Below are 18,541 nucleotides of genomic sequence, written 5' to 3' on the forward strand. Positions count from 1 at the left end.
TACAGCGTTCTAACTACCAGAATTCGAAATAATGGAAGTTACAGCGTTCTAACTACCAGAATTCGGAATAATGGAAGTTACAGCATTCTAATTACCAGAATTCAGAAAAATGGAAGTTACAGTATTCTAATTACCAGAATTCGGAATAATGGAAGTTACAGCGTTCTAACTACCACAATTCAGAATAATGGAAGTTAAATACACAAAGAAGAGGCCGAGATTTCATCATCTCGGCCTCTTTTTTCATTATTTCATACTATTATGAATCGCTTCTGCATTGTGTTCCATCATATTGTAATATGAGTTACCTTTAGAATCTTTTTTACCGATTGAATCTGTGAATACTTCATCTTTAATGTTAAGGTTTGTTTCTTCTGCTAATGTTTGCATACTTTTCTTATCAACACTTGTTTCGACAACTAATGATTTTAGATCATGGTCTTTCACAAATTTAATGGCTTGTTTCATTTGTTCTGGTGTACCTTGTTTTTCTGTATTAATCTCCCATATATATCCTGGTGTAATATGATAACTTTTCGCGAAGTATTTAAATGCACCTTCACTTGTTATAAAAGCACGTTTATCTTCAGGAATATCATTGAATGCTGTCATCATTTTATGATGTAGTTTATCTAATTTTTTCGTGTATTTCTCAGCATTGTCTTTAAATTGTTTGCTGTGATCTTTATCTATATCACTTAAGTGCTTTTCAATTGTATTGACGTATTTTATACCATTTTCAATGCTTAACCAAGCGTGTGGATCGATTTTATTTTTATCGCCTTCTCCACCTTTTAAATAGATAGGTGTAACGTCTTCAGTTGCTTGAATAACATTTTTGTCTGAGACTTTTTTACCTGCTTGTTCTAATGCTTTTTCAAACCAACCATTTCCACTTTCAAGGTTAAAACCATTATATATAATAACATCTGCATCTGTTAATGCTTTGACGTCTTTAGGTTTAATTTCATATTCGTGAGGGTCTTGTCCGATAGGGACGATGCTTGTAACTTTTGTATCAGACTTTGTTACTTCTTTAGTCATGTCCGCTAATATTGAATTTGTTGTTACTATTTTTAAATGTTTGTCTTCATTAGATGATGTTGCATTACAAGCACATAGTAAAACAATGATAGCGAGTAATGGCATAAATAATTTTTTCATGTTTAACCTCCTAAGCAAATTTTAATTTCATTTTATGTATGGTGAATGTAATCATGTACACTAAGCAGCAGACTAATACGATACACGCGCCACTTGGTAAGTTATAAAGGTAACTAATATACATGCCACAGGCCGCACATATTGCACTGATAACACTTGCGACAATCATCATTGATTTTAATGATTTTGTGATTAAAAATGCAGCTGAACTCGGTGTAATAAGTAGTGCAACGACAAGTATAATGCCCACTGTTTGTAAACTAGCAACTGTTACAAGCGCCAATAGCATCATGACAAAATAATGAATGACTTTTACATTTAAACCGCTCATTCTAGCTGCAATAGGGTCAAACGTTGATAAATGCAAGGGTTTGTAAAATAATATGACACAAGCGATAACGATTAGACTGACTATACTCGTTGTATAAAATGCACTTGAAGTTACTGCTAATATGTTCCCAAATAAAATATGATATAAATCAGTAGAGGAGTTAATTTGACTTATGATAATAATTCCAAGGGAAAAGAATGCAGTAAAGATAATACCGATAGCTGCGTCATTTTTAGTTTTTGAGTGTTGGGCAATGTAACCAATCAGAAAGCTCGTTAACATACCGGTAACAAGCGCACCTATAAACATCGGAATGTTCAATACGTAACTTATTGCAACACCAGGCAGTACAGCGTGGCTCATAGCATCACCCATTAAAGATAAACCTCTTAATATGATGAGACTACCTACAATGCCACAGACAACACCAACTACAATAGCAGTAATCAGTGCTCGACTTAAGAAATTATATTGTATAAGGGATGAGATAAATTCATTAATCATGGTGTAACGCCTTCCTTTAGAAATACTTCTTTAATATTGTGTTCTGTTAAAGCTTCAGATGCTGTGCCAAAAAATTTAATAGTTCGATTGAGGAGGATGATTCTATCGAAATATAATTTGGCTTTTTGAATATCATGATGAACAATAATGATGAGTTTTCCTTCTGACTTTAATCTTCTAAGCATGTTTATCATGATTTCTTCACTTTTAAAATCAATACCGACAAATGGTTCATCGAGACATAATAAATCACTGTCTTTCATTAAAGATTTTGCTAAAAGAACACGTTGTAATTGACCACCACTTAATTGATTTAATGTCTTGTCTTTTAATTCAGTTAGTTGTAACTCTGACATTAATTGATCCCTTTTTTGATACGCTTCTTTTTTTAATGGCCTAAACCAACCTGATGTAGCATAATAGCCTGTTAATAAACTATCTTGAACAGTGATAGGGAAATCTAAATCTAATTGATTTCTTTGAGGAATATACGTTAATTGTTTCAACTGTTGGTTTATCGGTTTATCATGCCAATAAACTTCTCCTGATGCCTTAAATTCACCCAAAATCGATTTAATAAATGAAGATTTTCCTGCACCGTTCGGTCCCATAATGCCAATTAATTCACCTGTAGATTCAATGGTTAAATTAATATCATGCAATATGTGCTGTTGACCTAAATATAGATTCAAATTTTTTACCTGCAACATGTTATCACCTTTTCTAAAAATAAGTTTAGGATAACCTAAACTATAATTCGATTATATTAGAAAATTATCTAAAGTCAAGAGATAGCCTGTAAAAATAAATCGTGGTACAATAAATATATGATAATAAAAGTGAGGTCAGAGTAGATGTTGACTGAAGAACAAGAAGACTACTTAAAAGCGATTTTTGGATTAAATGGCACAACAGATTACGTATCCAATAAGAATTTAGCGCAAGATTTAAATATTAAACCTTCATCAGTTAGTGAAATGATGTTACGTTTGAAAAAGGATGACTACGTAGATATTCGTCCTTATAAAGGTGTGAAATTAACTCAGAAGGGGTTAGATCATACAACTAATATTATTAAAAGACATAGACTCATAGAGCGATTCTTAATAGAAGAACTTGAATATACTTGGGATGAAGTTCACGAAGAGGCAGAAATATTAGAACATCGTGTATCTGACCGTTTTATAGATAAGATAGATAAGTTAATGGGTTACCCAACAACTTGTCCGCATGGTGGTATTATTCCAAGAGAGAATCAAATAGAGGAAATTTATAACACATCATTAAATGAGTTTGAAATTGGAGATGACGTTGAAATTAAACGTGTAATGGATTACGTGAATCTCTTAGATTATTTAAGTAATCAAGAATTGCATATTGGCGATGTAGTAACAATTAGCAATAAAGATAGCTTAAACCAGCTCATAGAACTTAAACTAAAAGATAAAACAATTATGATAAGTGAAACAAATGCATCATATTTGTTTGGTATAAAAACAGCTTAATAAATAAAAACCAGCAGAAATTCAAGCGAATGAATTTCTGCTGGTTTTTTGTTAATGGATACAATATAACGCACGAAGACTGAGAGATATCGTGCGCTAAGGTACAAGATCAGGGTGTAACGCACGAAGACTACGAGATATCGTGCGCTAAGGTACAAAATCAGGGTGTAACGCACGAAGACTATGAGATATCGTGCAGTAAAGTATAAAGTCGAATTATACTACGCGAAGACCCCCATTTTAAAAGTTCCAATATCTATGGCCATAAAATATTGAATGTATACATAACCGCATATACATTAATCGCTATCCATATAACACTAAAGAAAATAGTTGGAATTTTAGTGAGTTGTCTTAACTGACTACCATCCCATTCTTGTCTTGAACGTGAGAATGTTAATAGGAATATTGTAATACTTGATTGTGCGACTTCACCTAATAATGTTCCTAAACTAATGTGATAAATATACGTAATGATTTGTCCAAAGTCATGTATATTCGGTGCAGATAGTACTTCATATAAAGCGACTGCAATAATGACGAGAATGATACTTGGGATAAATTTCCTAGATGTTAATATGACATAGAATAAAAACATGATCAGAAGAATGATTAAGAAAATTGGTCCGAATGTGTGATGTTTTAGCCATACACCTAAAATCAACATTATCGGCGGCATGATATAACCGAATAAAGTCGTTATAAATTGATTTAAACGTGATTTTGAACCAGTAACGGCATAACCTTGTCTACCGGTTTCCATGCGCTCTTTACGACGCCAAACAACTACGAGGTCTTTAGGCTTACCACCTGATAGTTTATTTGCTATAACATGACCCATCTCATGGATGAGTATTGGAAAATAACCTAAAATGATATCAATTAAACTTAAAATGGGCTGTTGTCTTCTATGATGAACAAATACATATATAAGCGCGATGATCGTTATCATTGTTAAGGATAAATTAATTGGTTCTGATAGAAAATTCGGTAAAAATTGAATCAAAAAAACGTCACCTCGTATTGAATAGTTTAAGACTATTCTACACTAAAGTGACGTTTTTGTTGTCGGACTTAAGACTTAATATCCGTTATTATTTTTTCTTACGCTTAATTAACCAAGTTAATAAAAGAATGATTCCAGCAATAAGTAAGATTGACGCTGTCATAATAATAGGTCTATTATCCGTACTTGTTACTTTTTTCTTTGTTTCGTTAAATTTATGTTTACTTGGTGTTTCTACTTTTACAGATGGTGGACCATAACTATCATTGATATAAGAACGGTTATAATCAATGCTTGCACGTCCATCATTAAGTACGACTTTATAATCTTCGCCTTTACGTACGACATCATATAAGTCTTCTGTAACGTAGTATTTTTTGCCATTAATTTTTTGAGTACCTTTAGATAATACTTTTTTCCATTCATATTCTTTGAATGATTTTTCCATCAAGCTATTACCCATCATATTACGTTCTTTCTCTCCACCAACACTGTTGTAATCTCCTGCACCTAAAAGAACTTGGTTAATTCTTAATCCATCTCTTTTAGTAGAAAGACTGTGGTTATAGTCGGCAGTGTCACTAGAACCCGTTTTTAGACCATCAGTACCTTTAAGTGACATATCTGCACCTTCAAGTGAATGATTATACGTATAATATGTAACGTAGTGAACAGTAGGGGCAACTTTTTTAGTGTATTCCAAAATGTCAGGATACTGTTTTACAAGATGTTGCGTTAAAATGGCAAAATCTCTAGCTGTTGTATAGTTATCTTCATCTGATTGGTAACGTTTAGCTTTATATTCTAGTAATAAATTATTAGAAGCACCATTAGCATTGTAGAACTTCGTATGTTCCATGCCTAATTTCTTAGCTGTCTCATTCATGTAGTCAACAAAGTCAGAATCTAAATCCTTTTTTTGTTGTTTTGATGCTGTATTTTTATTAGAGTCTTTATCTTTTTTATCTATCTTTTTAGCAGAAGCTAAGTTCTCAGCTTTCATCGTTTCTCTTCCTAAAATCATCGCACCTGCATTTGAAGAGTTAGAAACGGTAATTTGCATGAGTTCAGAGATTGTATAAACATCTCCAGGATACAACTTTGTATTACTTAATTCTGGTAATGTAGATAAACGATATTCTTCGTTTGTCATTTTAACTTTAGCATTTTTATCAAGTTTGCCACTATTGATTGCTTTCTCAGTTAAATATAATGTCATTAATTTAGACATACTAGCTGGATACCATTTAGCATCTATTTTATATTCATACAAAATTTGACCAGTATCAGAACTATAGTTAATAGCGCCTTCAGGTTCATAGATTTCACCGAGTGAGTATCCATCTTCATTGGCTACTTGTGTTGGTGATTTCGGATTATCCGCTGCATAAGCACTTTGAGTTACTGGTATGCTTATTAAAAGTAATGCAAAAAATAATAATAGACTTTTTTTCATGAATAAGACCTCTTCATTTATTTTTAAAATTAACTATATCATTCTAACATATATTAATTAACTACCCTACAATAAGATAACAAATGAACGTTAATTTTTTGTGAACATATTTTAAATTTGGTATGTATAATCTCAATGCTGTAAAATATACTATATCATTAATTTTAGTAAAGAGGTTATTAAAATGACAAAACAAAATCCTCTGCTTTATTTATTAAAAAAGGTAGACTGGCCTAAAAAATTAGTGTTTACGGCTATGACACTTTCTATTTTAGGTAGTCTTAGTGGTTTGCTTGTACCATTATTTACTGGGAAATTAGTAGATACATTTAATGCAGAAAATTTGGATTTAAGAATGGTTTGGCTATTTATAGGCGTATTTTTGGTAAATGCAGTCTTGAGCGGTATAGGGACATATTTACTAAGCAAGATTGGTGAAAAAACAATTTATTCAATTAGAGAAAAGTTATGGAAGCATTTAATCAATTTGAAAATGAGTTTCTTTGACAAAAACGAAAGTGGTCAATTGATGAGTAGAATTACAGATGATACAAATGTGATTAACTTATTTATCTCTGAAAAAGCACCAAGTGTGTTGCCATCATTGTTAACACTTATTGGTTCGATTGTGATGTTATTTATTTTAGATTGGCAAATGACACTCATGACATTTCTTATCTTACCTATATTTATCGGGATAATGGTACCATTAGGACGAAAAATGGGTAAAATCTCAAAAGACACACAAACTGAGATTTCTAGGTTCAGCGGTATATTAGGAAGAGTACTGACAGAAATGAAATTAGTAAAAGTGACAACGTCAGAAGAAAAAGAACTAGAAAAAACGAAAGGTACTTTACTAGGTATATATGATCTAGGATTAAAGGAAGCGAAAATTAGAGCAATCATATCTCCACTTTCAGGCGTTATTATGACGTTAACCGTAGCTGTCATACTTGGATTTGGTGGTATTAGAGTTTCGAGTGGTGCGATTACTGCAGGGACATTAGTCGCAATGATATTCTATGTTGTGCAATTATCAGCGCCAATTTTGAATTTTTCTATGTTTTTAACGGATTATAAGAAAGCTGTCGGCGCAAGTGAACGTATCTATGAGATTTATCAAGAAGAAGCGGAAAAAAGAGGTGATGATCATAATCAACCGATTACGAATCATCAAGATATCACATTTGACAATGTTTCATTTGGATACGAAGATAATCCGGTCATTAAAGATTTATCTTTATCCATTCGTTCTGGAGAAGTGACAGCATTTGTAGGTCCTTCAGGTTCAGGAAAAAGTACACTGTTTAGTTTAATAGAAAGACTTTATCCAATCGATCATGGCCAAATATTATATGGAAACCAACCAATAGATGATATATCTTTAAAATATTGGCGACAGAAAATTGGATATGTTATGCAATCTAATGCGATGATGTCCGGGACAATACGCGATAATTTAACATATGGTGTCTATTCAGAAGTAGCTGAAGAAACACTCATACATTATACGAAGATGGCACGTTGTTATGATTTTATAATGGCATTTCCACAAGGCTTTGATACAGAAATCGGTGAGAGAGGCACCAAATTATCTGGTGGGCAAAGACAACGTATAGATATCGCGCGAAGTTTCATTAAGAATCCAGATATTCTATTATTAGATGAAGCGACAGCTAATTTAGATAGTGAAAGTGAATTCTACATTCAACAAGCGTTGAATGAATTAATGAAAGATCGTACAACTATTGTGATTGCTCATAGACTTGCTACGATAAAAAAAGCGAATCAAATTGTATTTTTAGATAAAGGTGAAATCACAGGCGTAGGTACTCACCAAGAATTATTAGCCTCTCATGAAAAGTATAGACATTTTGTAAATACACAAAGTTTAACAGAATAATATAGAAGTGAATTGAACAAGATCCTAGAAAAATATTTCAGGATCTTGTTTTTTATTATAAAAAAATTTGAAAAATATGAGAAATAATGAAAACGCAACCATTTAGATGGGGCAAAGGATTCAATAAAAATCAAAAAACGAGTCAAAAATAATTCGTGAATTTTTTCACAAAATATGTGTCAAACCTATTGACCTCAGGGAATTGAGGTGCTATATTTACATTGTGAAAAACATCACAAATGTTAAAGGTGCGCATCTTGAAAAAATAAAATTAAGAAAGAAGTTGTTCATTGTGCTACTAAATAATATAAATCCATTAGACAACGTTACACTATCAGCAGTTGTTGCTAGTATACCGATTATATTATTTCTATTATGTTTAACAGTTTTTAAAATGAAAGGTATTTATGCATCTATTACAACACTTATTGTAACTATAGTCATTGCATCATTTATCTTCGAATTACCACATAATGTAGCGATTGGTGCTATAACAGAAGGGTTCTTTCAAGGTATTCTTCCAATAGGCTATATCGTCGTAATGGCAGTATGGTTATACAAAGTTTCAATTGGTACAGGACAATTTAGTATCATTCAAGATAGTATTTCAGGTATTTCTCAAGACCAACGTATCCAATTATTATTAATAGGTTTTAGTTTTAATGCATTTTTAGAAGGTGCTGCTGGGTTTGGTGTTCCTATCGCAATATGTAGTGTATTGTTAATTCAAATTGGTTTTAAACCTTTACAGGCAGCAATGCTTTGCTTAATTGCTAACGGAGCAGCGGGTGCTTTTGGTGCGATAGGTATTCCAGTTGGTATTATAGATAGTTTAGGTCTTCACGGTAATATTTCAGCGCTTGAAGTATCACAGATTTCAACACTTACACTTCCAATCTTGAACTTCTTTATTCCATTTTTACTAGTCATGATATTGGATGGATTTAAAGGTGTGAAAGAAATTTTACCGATGATTCTTGTTGTAAGTACAACATACACTGGCTTACAAATATTGATTACGTATTTCCAAGGTCCAGAATTGGCTGATATTATTCCACCATTATTATCTATGGTTGCATTAGCAATTTTCTCAAAATATTATCAACCAAAAAATATTTTCAGAATTTCAGATCAAGAAGTATTGGAAACAAAGAAACATTCTGTTAAATCCATTATGTATGCATGGAGTCCATTCTATATTTTAACGATTTTCGTCATGATATGGAGTGCACCATTTTTCAAAGCTTTATTTGCTGAAGGTGGTTTACTTTCTTCATTAGTATGGAATATAAGTATTCCGGGAACATTTAATGAAATTACTAATAAACTGATCACATTAAAAATCGACATCTTTAGCGCAACTGGTACAGCAATATTAATCTCAGTTGTGATTACAATATTAATTTCGAAACACTTTAAGTTTAGTGACGCATTCGATTTACTAGGCGTAACAATTAAAGAATTGTGGTTACCAATTTTGACAATTTGCTTTATTTTAGCCATTGCTAAAATCACAACTTATGGCGGACTAACAGCTGCAATGGGTCAAGGTATTGCAAAAGCTGGTAACATTTTCCCAATACTATCTCCAGTATTAGGTTGGATAGGTGTATTCATGACTGGTTCAGTCGTTAATAACAACACATTATTTGCACCAATTCAAGCGTCAGTAGCAAGTCAAATTGGTACAAGCGGACCATTGTTAGTTGCAGCAAATACAGCAGGTGGTGTAGCAGCTAAATTAATCTCACCACAATCTATCGCAATTGCAACAGCTGCTGTTAGAGAAGTTGGTAAAGAGTCTGAATTGCTTAAAATGACTTTGAAATATAGTGTCGGATTCTTAATATTCATCTGTGTATGGACATTTATTTTAACAATAATTTTATAAATATAAATTGAGGAGCGAATATAATGAAACAATTCAAAGGTAAAAAAGTCGTATTAGTAGGTAATGGTGCAGTAGGTTCAAGTTATGCATTTTCAATGATAAACCAAGGTATTTGTGATGAATTTGTCATCATAGACTTAGATAAAAAGAAAGTTATCGGGGATGTCATGGATTTAAATCATGGTACAGTATACGGACCATCACCAATTAAAGTTAAATCAGGTGACTATAAAGATTGTCATGATGCAGACATAGTAGTTATTTGTGCAGGTGCAGCACAAAAACCAGGTGAAACAAGACTAGATTTAGTAGCAAAAAATATGAAAATTTTCAAATCAATCGTTACTGAAATTATGGACTCAGGATTTGATGGTATATTCTTAATTGCAACTAACCCAGTAGATGTTTTAACTTATGCAACTATGAAATTCTCTGGTTTACCAAAAGAACGTGTAATCGGATCAGGTACTATATTAGATACAGCAAGATTTAGATATTTATTAAGTGAAGAATTCGATGTCGCACCACAAAGTGTACATGCAAACATTATCGGTGAACATGGCGACTCAGAATTACCAGTATGGTCTCACGCTAATATTGCAGGTAAACCATTAAGAAGTATTATTGAAAAAGACGAATCACGTAAACATAGAGTAGAAGAAATATTTGTACAAACTCGAGATGCAGCATATGAAATTATAGAAGCAAAAGGCGCAACTTATTACGGAGTAGCAATGGGGTTAATGCGTATTACAAAAGCCATTTTAAATAACCAAGATGTGGTGTTGACAGTGTCTGCATATTTAGAAGGCGAGTATGGACATGAAGGCGTGTATATAGGCGTACCAGCACTTATAAACAGATCAGGCATTAGAGAAGTCATCGAAATGCCATTAGATGAAGAAGAAAAATCATTATTCGATAACTCTGTTAAAGTGTTGAAAGATATACAAGCACCATTTGAAAAAGAATTTTAATAGTAAGATATATCAGGGATTTAATAAATGAAGATTTTAGTAGTACCGACAAAGTCTAGAAAAGATTTTGTCGGTATTTTTTTGTGGTGATGGTTTGAATTAAGGGGGGATTGTGAAGATGAAGGGGTTTGGAAGCGGAAGATGATGGAAGACGTGAGTTAAAGGTGGAATAAACCCATAATTCATGGCTTAAGTCCTGAAAAAAGCCAAGAGATGAGCCAAGTCGTGGCTTAATGTCCTAATAAAGCCAAGAGATCGTCCAAGTCTTGGCTTAAGTCCTGGGTAAAGCCAAGAGATGAGCCAAGTCGTGGCTTAATGTCTGAATAAAGCCAAGAGATAGCCCAAGTCATGGCTTAATGTCCGAATAAAGCCAAGAGATCGTCTAAGTCGTGGCTTAATGTCCGAATAAAGCCAAGAGATTGTCCAAGTCGTGGCTTAATGTCTGAATAAAGCCAAGAGATGAGCCAAGTCATGGCTTAAGTGATGAATAAAGCCAAGAGATCACCCAAGTCATGGCTTAAGTGATGAATAAAGCCAAGAGATCACCCAAGTCATGGCTTAACGACCTAATAAAGCCAAGAGATCACCCAAGTCATGGCTTAATGTCTGAATAAAGCCAAGAGATCGTCTAAGTCATGGCTTAATGTCTGAATAAAGCCAAGAGATAACCCAAGTCATGGCTTAATGTCCGAATAAAGCCAAGAGATCGTCTAAGTCGTGGCTTAATGTCCGAATAAAACCAAGAGATCGTCCAAGTCATGGCTTAACGCTCTAACTAAGCCAAGACATCATCTATTTCTCGCACCTCCATCACTTCCTTTAATTCAAATCACTTTTTTTCACATCATCATTCCTCATCCATTATATGATTCGTCTTCTATTTAAAATCGGCATGTTGAGGGGATTTGAGGATTGTGGTAGTATCTATATGTCTGTTAAAAAATATAGAGGAGGTAAGGTCATGAAAAATAGAATTTTACGAGATATGATATTAATTTTGGCAGGATCTTTTATTTTTGCTACGGGTGTTAATGCCTTTATCATTTCTGCTAATTTAGGTGAAGGTGGCGTAACTGGGGTTTCTTTAATCTTACTTTATGCATTCGATATTTCACCTGCATGGTCTACGTTTATTTTAAATGCTATTTTAATTGCGTTAGGTTATAAATTTTTAAGCAAGAGAAGTACTGTATATACGATAATAGCTGTTATTGCTATTTCTGTATTTCTAGGTCTGACTGAATCTTGGGTTGTGCATACGAATGAAATTTTAATTAACACAATCTTTGGTGGTTTCATGGTTGGTCTAGGTATAGGACTCATTGTATTATCTGGTGGTACGACTGCTGGGACGACGATTCTTGCTCGAATAGCGCATAAATATTTAGACGTAAATACATCATATGCTCTACTATTCTTTGACCTTATCGTCGTGATGTTCTCACTTACTGTAATGCCTTTAGAAAAAGCGTTACTTACAGTGATTTCATTATATGTAGGAACAAAAGTGATGGACTTTGTAATTGAAGGTCTCAATCCTAAAAAAGCCGTTACAATTATTTCTCAAAATCCCGATCAAATCGCTAAAATGATTGATGAACAAATTGGTCGTGGTTGTACGATTCTAAATGGTAGAGGCTATTATTCTAAGAAAGATACCGATGTCTTATATGTTGTTATTGCAAAGACACAACTTTCTAGAACAAAACGCATGATTAGAAAATTCGATGAAAATGCATTTGTCGTTGTCCATGACGTAAGAGACGTTCTTGGAAATGGCTTTTTAGTAGATGAATAATAATGTATAAGAGGTTGGTACACGTTAATTGTGCCAACCTCTTTTTGTGAACGGAATACGAAAATATTCAGAAAATGATAGAAAAAGCTACTATTAAATGCTATAATACATGAATGTGAATGATGATAATGATTATCATTTACAAATATATACAATTAATGAAAATATCATATAAATAGAGTTTATTTTAATGGAAAGAGGGTTCTTTATGAATCGTTTAACGGGAGAAGCTATTTCAATAGGTTATGGTGACAAATTAATAGTTAATGAATTGAATCTTGAAGTACCAGATGGCAAAGTGACTTCTATCATCGGACCAAATGGTTGCGGTAAGTCTACTTTATTAAAAGCTTTAAGCCGTATTTTAAATGTACAAACAGGTCAGGTGTTGTTAGATGGTAAGAATTTGCATTCAACTTCAACTAAAGAAATAGCTAAAAAAATTGCTATTTTGCCCCAATCTCCTGATGTTGCAGATGGATTAACAGTTGGAGAACTCGTATCTTATGGTAGATTTCCTCATCAAAAAGGTTTCGGTAGATTATCTAAACAAGATAAAGAGGAAATTGAATGGGCTTTAAATGTAACAGGTACGCATGAATTTAAATATAGATCGATTAACGATTTAAGTGGTGGTCAAAGACAACGTGTTTGGATTGCAATGGCGCTCGCTCAAAAAACAGATATCATTTTCTTAGACGAACCAACTACTTATTTAGATATTTCACACCAATTAGAAATTTTAGAACTTGTACAAGAATTAAATAGAGAACAAGGTTGTACGATTATTATGGTCTTACATGATATTAACCAAGCAATCCGTTTCTCAGATCATTTAATTGCTATGAAGTCTGGTAAAATTGTTGCACAAGGTCAAACTGAAGAAGTTCTAACAAATGAAATATTGGAAGAAGTCTTCAATATTGATGCAGAGCTTTCTACAGATCCACGTACTGGAAAACCAATGCTTGTAACATATAATTTATTATGTAAGCACTATACGAAGTTATAAAAGGATGGCAACCCAATGACTCAGACTAAAACATTAAAAGCTAATCGCTATCCAATTATATTAACAGTTACAATCATTTTACTTGTAGCTGTTTTACTTCTGTCATTTTTATTTGGTGCAAAGACGACTTCAATACAAATGGTTTATGATGCGATTTTTCATTATAATCCTAAAATAGAAGAACATAATATATTAAGAGAAATCAGAATTCCGAGAGAAATAGGTGCTGTTATTGTAGGTATGGCACTTGCTGTATCCGGTGCTGTCATGCAAGGCGTTACACGCAATGGCTTAGCTGACCCTGGTTTATTAGGTCTGAATGCTGGTGCGAGTATGATGCTTGCGTTAACTTTAGCCGTTATACCTAATGCAGGCTATTTCACATTAATGCTTGCAGGGTTTGTAGGTGCAGCTATAGGTGGCATACTCGTTATGAGTGTAGGCTCATCTAAACGAGGTGGATTCAGCCCGATGAGGTTAGTACTTGCTGGTGCTGCAGTATCTGCGCTTTTAACAGCTGCAAGTGAAGGAATTGCTTTAATATTTAGATTAAATCAAACATTAACATTCTGGAGTGTTGGTGGTGTAAGTGGTACAACTTGGAAACAACTTATGATCTCTACACCAGTTGTTATTGTTATTTTAGTTGTTCTTATTTTTATGAGTAGACAACTTACTATACTTAGTTTAGGTGATACACTTTCTAAAGGATTAGGCCAAAATAGTACATTTGTAAGATACACAAGTTTAATTGCTACAATGTTCCTAGCAGGTATAGCAGTTTCAATCGTTGGACAAATCGCATTTGTCGGCTTAATGGTGCCACATATTGTTCGATTTATGATTGGAACAGATTATAAACGTGTAATACCTTTATCAGCAGTACTCGGAGGCTTTATTCTGTTATTTGCAGATATGATTGCAAGAATGTTAGGAGAAGCACCTATTGGAGCTGTTATCTCAATTATCGGTGTGCCGTTCTTCCTTTATCTTGTTAGAAGGGACGGTAAAATACTATGATACATCCTAAAGTTATTAAAAAACAACGTATTACATTTATTATATTAGTTATCGCACTTATTGCTTCAATGGGATTTGCCATGACAACTGGTGAGTTTAATATGTCCTTTACGCAATTTTTCAAAACGATATTTGGACAAGGTAATGAGTTAGATACAATGGTATTATTTGAATTTAGAATGCCTAGAATGCTCATCACAATACTTGCTGGTGCAAGTTTAGCGTTAAGTGGTGCAATCCTTCAAAGTATTACGAAGAATCCTTTAGCAGAACCAGGAATTCTTGGTATTAATGCAGGAAGCGGATTTATGATTACACTGTTTCTTGTTGTTGGTACGATTAAAGCAGGAGATTTTGTATATGTATTACCACTTGTAAGTATGCTCGGTGGTTTAGCAACTGCAATGGTTATTTTCATATTCAGTCATAAACGTGGAGAAGGCATAAACCCTGTAAGAATGGTCTTAATAGGTGTAGGTTTATCTACTGCTCTGAGTGGAGCATCTATAACAATTATGTCTACGTTTGATCAAGATCAAATGGAATTTATCGCAAGATGGTTCGCAGGTAACATATGGGGAGATGAATGGCCATTCGTGTTCGCATTTATCCCATGGTTGGCGATTGTTATGCCATTCTTGTTCTATAAAGCAAATGTATTAAATGTATTAAGTACGAATGAACAAATTTCCGTTTCTTTCGGTATTAATAATAATAGAGAAAGAATTCTACTCGTATTTTTAGCTGTTGTATTATCATCAGCTGCAGTTTCAGTAGCAGGCGGAATTGGTTTCGTTGGCTTAATGGGACCACATATCGCAAGAAGTATTGTTGGACCTAGACATCAATTATACTTACCAATTGCAGTGTTAAATGGTGCGATTTTACTTGTTGTAGCAGATACAATTGGTAAAATTGTATTAGAACCTAACGGACTTCCAGCAGGTATTATCGTTGCAATAGTTGGTGCGCCGTATTTCTTATACTTAATGCAAAAATCAACGCATATATAATAGTGAACTCTCTTTCTATAATGAAAGAGAGTTTTTTCGTGCTTATAATCACGACACATTCTAAGAATTATTAAAATTTCTCAAAAAAGTATACATAAATTATAAAATTTTGTTTTCAAAATCATTTTAGGGGTATAACAAGGAGTAGTAATAGAACTTTACATAGGAGGTGCAGTTGCCAGTGAGAAGATTAAAAAATTTTTTCCTAGGCTTATTCATAATAGTAGTTGTAGGCACGCTTCTTTTTATGTACTTGGATATTAGCCAAATTAAGAGCTATCAACAAGAATTATTAAAATATAATTGGTTTGAACCAACGTTGATTGCTTGTGCAGGCGTATTAATATTCTTTGGTATATTGATGTTCTTTGCAACATTTAAACCAACACATAAAAAGCCAGGCTTACATCGTGACTATGAGGATGGTCACATTTATATTACGAGAAATTCAGTTGAAAAATGTATTTATCGTACTATTCAAAAATACGATGAAGTACGTCAACCTAATGTTATTGCGAAACTGTATAATAAGAAAAATAAATCTTACGCAACAATCAAAGCTGATTTCTTTGTTGTTTCAGATACAGGTCAAATTCAAACATTAACAGATCGAATTAAATCTGATATCAAACAAAATGTTGAGCATTTCTCAGAAATACCTGTAAAAAATATTGAGATTAATGTCAGAGATCAAAAATCGAGTGACACAAGAGTTTTATAAGACTAAGGATAGGAGGTTCCGATTATGCCAAATGAAAATCAAGATCCAAATCAATTCATTAATTTTATTAAAGAATATAAATGGAGAATTATTGGTTTTATCGCAATGTTAATATTAGCAGTACTATTTTTAACAATTGGTTTTTGGAAAACAGTTTTAATCCTAGTCCTATGTTTAATAGGTGTAGGATTGGGGTATATTAAAGATTGTACACAGCAGTTCTTAAATTTCCTAAATAGAATAAGTTAGACTGCTTACAATATAAATAAAGAAAACAAACAAATTATAAATTAAAGGGAGAGAATCTATTATGGCAAACGTAGACAACAACAAAGCAAAAAGTAGTTACAATGAACAAACAGGGGTAAACGAACAAGAGCGCGAAGCTCAACAACAACAACAAGCTCAAGCTCAAGAGCAACAATTTTCAAATACATTATCATTTTCAGATGAAGTAGTAGAAAAAATTGCTGGTATTGCTGCAAGAGAAGTTAGAGGTATTTTAGATATGAAAGGCGGCTTTGCTTCTAGCTTAACTGATCGTTTCACATCTGGAAATAACGTAACACAAGGGGTTTCTGTTGAAGTAGGAGAAAAACAAGCAGCTGTAGATTTAAAAGTTATTTTAGAATATGGCGAATCAGCTCCTAAAATCTTCAAAAAAGTTGCAGACTTAGTTAAAGAACAAGTTAAACATATGACTGGACTTGAAGTTGTTGAAGTAAATATGCATGTTGATGATGTAATGAGTAGAAAAGAATACGAACAAAAAAATTCATCATCTGATGATGAAGGCCAATCAAAAGGCAATAAAGAATTACAATAATTTATAAAAAAGACGAGTGAGATTTTTCTCACTCGCTTTTTTTATGATTTCTGCGCCTTTGGTTGTTTCTTAATCGTTAAACAAATAAGAAATGCAATAAAGCTTAATGCACCTGCTACATATAAACTAGATACGACATTAAAGTATGATACGAATATACCACCTAATAATGAACCAGCACCTATTCCTGCATTTAAACTAGACATGTTCCAACTCATTGCTGCACTTGTATCTCCTTCAATTTGAGAGATAATACCGATTTGGATAGGTGGATTTGATCCCCATTGGACAATATTCCAAGCAAATACACCAATTAATGTAATAACAAGTATTGGTAAGAATTGTTCAAATACAAGCATGAGTACTGTATAAGTACTTAATGAAATTAATAGCCACTTTTTACTACCTAATGCATCTGTAATATATCCACCTAATGACGTACCGATAATTGCACCGATACCTGCAACAAGTAGTACGAGTGATACAATATTTAAATCATATCCATACACAGATAATAATGGACTAATATACGTTACGACAACATAATTTGCCGCTAATATAAGGAAAGTAATGCTTAAATATTTTACAATTTCTAAAGGATGAACGACTTTGTAATCTTGACTTTGGCTAGAAGATTCTAGCGTATCAATTTTATTACTTGCGACATTAAAAATAATAAGTATAAGCGCAATAATACCAACTGTAGAAATAAATACAAATGACATTCTCCAACCTACTAAGTCTCCTATTTTAGTACCTAGAGGAACACCAAGTACGTTCGCTGCACTGAAACCAGTATAAACAAGCCCAATCATTTTCCCACGTTCACTTGGTTTTGAATACACAACAGTTAAAGATAAGATTTTCACGACAATAATTGCTGCAGCGGCTGAAGATAATATTCGACCTATTACAAGTATTGTAAAATTAGGTGAAATCGCAATAATCCCGTTTCCTAAAATAAATATAGCCATACTTACTAATAATACAGTCTTTGGTGAGACATTCTTAGTCAGTTTAACAAGTATGGGTCCGCTAATTGCGAATGTTAATGCATAAACTGTTACAAGTTGTCCTACAATTGCTTCTGATACATTCAAATCTTTACTCATTAAAGTAAGTATACCTGCAATCATTAATTCAACCATTCCCACAACAAATACGCTTAACATAAATGTAATTAATCGAGGTTTCGACATCATATTACTCCTTCTCTTTGACATATAATCATGATTATAACAGTGTGATTTGTAAAAATACAGATAAAATTTAATACCCGAACAATCAGAAATATAAGGTGTTTTTAAGGTATAAATTGAAAGAATTAATTGGAATTGTTCTATATATTATACGGATAATAAATAGTTGTTTGAAAATTAAAAATATTTAAAGAAAAAATATAATAAATACA

General features: G+C 33.0%; 17 protein-coding genes. 11 read left to right on the plus strand and 6 right to left on the minus strand.

What is annotated here, in order from left to right; translation table 11 throughout:
* Window positions 1-246: 246 nt before the first annotated feature.
* The 3 genes from mntC to LQ673_RS13710 are packed head-to-tail and all read right to left on the minus strand — an operon-like array spanning window position 247 to window position 2,709.
* Window positions 247-1,164, minus strand: a complete 918-nt coding sequence (gene mntC / locus LQ673_RS13700) for a manganese ABC transporter substrate-binding lipoprotein MntC (protein ID WP_191835699.1) — start codon at window positions 1,162-1,164, stop codon at window positions 247-249.
* A 10-nt stretch (window positions 1,165-1,174) separates the two neighbouring features.
* Window positions 1,175-1,999 carry a metal ABC transporter permease gene (locus LQ673_RS13705; protein WP_159316346.1) on the minus strand — a complete coding sequence of 275 codons (825 nt, stop codon included), beginning with the start codon at window positions 1,997-1,999 and terminating at the stop codon, window positions 1,175-1,177.
* Window positions 1,996-2,709: a metal ABC transporter ATP-binding protein gene (locus tag LQ673_RS13710; protein WP_025905997.1), complete on the minus strand. Its 714-nt coding sequence runs from the start codon at window positions 2,707-2,709 to the stop codon at window positions 1,996-1,998. Before LQ673_RS13710 ends, LQ673_RS13705 begins: the two co-directional genes overlap by 4 nt.
* A 144-nt stretch (window positions 2,710-2,853) precedes the next feature.
* On the opposite strand from LQ673_RS13710, the gene LQ673_RS13715 reads away from it, so the two are divergent.
* Window positions 2,854-3,504, plus strand: coding sequence for a metal-dependent transcriptional regulator (locus tag LQ673_RS13715; RefSeq protein ID WP_025905995.1), 651 nt, complete (start codon window positions 2,854-2,856; stop codon window positions 3,502-3,504).
* 256 nt (window positions 3,505-3,760) lie between these two features.
* On the opposite strand, the gene LQ673_RS13720 is transcribed toward LQ673_RS13715, so the two are convergent.
* Window positions 3,761-4,510: a M50 family metallopeptidase gene (locus LQ673_RS13720; protein ID WP_051575454.1), complete on the minus strand. Its 750-nt coding sequence runs from the start codon at window positions 4,508-4,510 to the stop codon at window positions 3,761-3,763.
* A gap of 88 nt (window positions 4,511-4,598) precedes the next feature.
* On the minus strand, window positions 4,599-5,966 hold the full coding sequence (gene pbp4 / locus LQ673_RS13725) for a penicillin-binding protein PBP4 (RefSeq protein WP_191835700.1): 1,368 nt from the start codon (window positions 5,964-5,966) through the stop codon (window positions 4,599-4,601).
* Window positions 5,967-6,150: 184 nt separating this feature from the next.
* Here pbp4 and LQ673_RS13730 point away from each other — a divergent pair, with 184 nt between their 5' ends.
* The 10 genes from LQ673_RS13730 to LQ673_RS13775 all read left to right on the plus strand — a co-directional run bounded on the left by LQ673_RS13730 (window position 6,151) and on the right by LQ673_RS13775 (window position 17,130).
* Window positions 6,151-7,872 carry an ABC transporter ATP-binding protein gene (locus tag LQ673_RS13730; RefSeq protein ID WP_191835701.1) on the plus strand — a complete coding sequence of 574 codons (1,722 nt, stop codon included), beginning with the start codon at window positions 6,151-6,153 and terminating at the stop codon, window positions 7,870-7,872.
* A gap of 292 nt (window positions 7,873-8,164) precedes the next feature.
* Complete coding sequence (locus LQ673_RS13735) at window positions 8,165-9,763, plus strand: L-lactate permease (protein ID WP_239745093.1); 1,599 nt, start codon at window positions 8,165-8,167, stop codon at window positions 9,761-9,763.
* A gap of 23 nt (window positions 9,764-9,786) precedes the next feature.
* The gene (locus tag LQ673_RS13740; protein ID WP_037589824.1) at window positions 9,787-10,740 is read left to right on the plus strand and encodes an L-lactate dehydrogenase; all 954 of its coding nucleotides are present in this window, start codon (window positions 9,787-9,789) and stop codon (window positions 10,738-10,740) included.
* Between the two features lie 961 nt (window positions 10,741-11,701).
* Window positions 11,702-12,538, plus strand: a complete 837-nt coding sequence (locus tag LQ673_RS13745) for a YitT family protein (protein WP_025906313.1) — start codon at window positions 11,702-11,704, stop codon at window positions 12,536-12,538.
* A gap of 208 nt (window positions 12,539-12,746) precedes the next feature.
* Entirely contained in the window at window positions 12,747-13,550 is an 804-nt protein-coding gene (locus LQ673_RS13750) for an ABC transporter ATP-binding protein (protein ID WP_025906315.1), read from the plus strand.
* 15 nt (window positions 13,551-13,565) lie between these two features.
* Window positions 13,566-14,570 carry a FecCD family ABC transporter permease gene (locus LQ673_RS13755; RefSeq protein WP_037590409.1) on the plus strand — a complete coding sequence of 335 codons (1,005 nt, stop codon included), beginning with the start codon at window positions 13,566-13,568 and terminating at the stop codon, window positions 14,568-14,570.
* Complete coding sequence (locus tag LQ673_RS13760) at window positions 14,567-15,583, plus strand: FecCD family ABC transporter permease (RefSeq protein WP_126477902.1); 1,017 nt, start codon at window positions 14,567-14,569, stop codon at window positions 15,581-15,583. The genes LQ673_RS13755 and LQ673_RS13760 overlap by 4 nt, the downstream gene beginning before the upstream one ends.
* 181 nt (window positions 15,584-15,764) lie before the next feature.
* Window positions 15,765-16,304 (plus strand): alkaline shock response membrane anchor protein AmaP, encoded by a 540-nt coding sequence (gene amaP / locus LQ673_RS13765; protein WP_025906320.1) that lies wholly within the window; start codon window positions 15,765-15,767, stop codon window positions 16,302-16,304.
* Between the two features lie 21 nt (window positions 16,305-16,325).
* The gene (locus LQ673_RS13770; RefSeq protein WP_369919472.1) at window positions 16,326-16,553 is read left to right on the plus strand and encodes a DUF2273 domain-containing protein; all 228 of its coding nucleotides are present in this window, start codon (window positions 16,326-16,328) and stop codon (window positions 16,551-16,553) included.
* Window positions 16,554-16,614: 61 nt separating this feature from the next.
* Window positions 16,615-17,130, plus strand: a complete 516-nt coding sequence (locus LQ673_RS13775; protein ID WP_037590412.1) for an Asp23/Gls24 family envelope stress response protein — start codon at window positions 16,615-16,617, stop codon at window positions 17,128-17,130.
* 41 nt (window positions 17,131-17,171) lie between these two features.
* Here LQ673_RS13775 and LQ673_RS13780 read toward each other — a convergent pair whose 3' ends face one another.
* On the minus strand, window positions 17,172-18,329 hold the full coding sequence (locus LQ673_RS13780; protein WP_191835703.1) for an MFS transporter: 1,158 nt from the start codon (window positions 18,327-18,329) through the stop codon (window positions 17,172-17,174).
* Between the last annotated feature and the right edge of the window lie 212 nt (window positions 18,330-18,541).

Source organism: Mammaliicoccus sp. O-M54 (genome assembly GCF_022386035.1).
In the GTDB taxonomy this organism is placed as follows: Bacteria; Bacillota; Bacilli; order Staphylococcales; family Staphylococcaceae; genus Mammaliicoccus; species Mammaliicoccus sciuri_A.

Excerpts from the sequence above, each read along its gene's own strand:
- mntC (WP_191835699.1), bottom strand. The coding sequence starts at position 1,164 with ATGAAAAAATTATTTATGCCATTACTCGCTATCATTGTTTTACTATGT.
- LQ673_RS13705 (WP_159316346.1), bottom strand. The coding sequence starts at position 1,999 with ATGATTAATGAATTTATCTCATCCCTTATACAATATAATTTCTTAAGT.
- LQ673_RS13710 (WP_025905997.1), bottom strand. The coding sequence starts at position 2,709 with ATGTTGCAGGTAAAAAATTTGAATCTATATTTAGGTCAACAGCACATA.
- LQ673_RS13715 (WP_025905995.1), top strand. The coding sequence starts at position 2,854 with ATGTTGACTGAAGAACAAGAAGACTACTTAAAAGCGATTTTTGGATTA.
- pbp4 (WP_191835700.1), bottom strand. The coding sequence starts at position 5,966 with ATGAAAAAAAGTCTATTATTATTTTTTGCATTACTTTTAATAAGCATA.
- LQ673_RS13730 (WP_191835701.1), top strand. The coding sequence starts at position 6,151 with ATGACAAAACAAAATCCTCTGCTTTATTTATTAAAAAAGGTAGACTGG.
- LQ673_RS13740 (WP_037589824.1), top strand. The coding sequence starts at position 9,787 with ATGAAACAATTCAAAGGTAAAAAAGTCGTATTAGTAGGTAATGGTGCA.
- LQ673_RS13745 (WP_025906313.1), top strand. The coding sequence starts at position 11,702 with ATGAAAAATAGAATTTTACGAGATATGATATTAATTTTGGCAGGATCT.
- LQ673_RS13750 (WP_025906315.1), top strand. The coding sequence starts at position 12,747 with ATGAATCGTTTAACGGGAGAAGCTATTTCAATAGGTTATGGTGACAAA.
- LQ673_RS13755 (WP_037590409.1), top strand. The coding sequence starts at position 13,566 with ATGACTCAGACTAAAACATTAAAAGCTAATCGCTATCCAATTATATTA.
- LQ673_RS13760 (WP_126477902.1), top strand. The coding sequence starts at position 14,567 with ATGATACATCCTAAAGTTATTAAAAAACAACGTATTACATTTATTATA.
- LQ673_RS13775 (WP_037590412.1), top strand. The coding sequence starts at position 16,615 with ATGGCAAACGTAGACAACAACAAAGCAAAAAGTAGTTACAATGAACAA.
- LQ673_RS13780 (WP_191835703.1), bottom strand. The coding sequence starts at position 18,329 with ATGTCGAAACCTCGATTAATTACATTTATGTTAAGCGTATTTGTTGTG.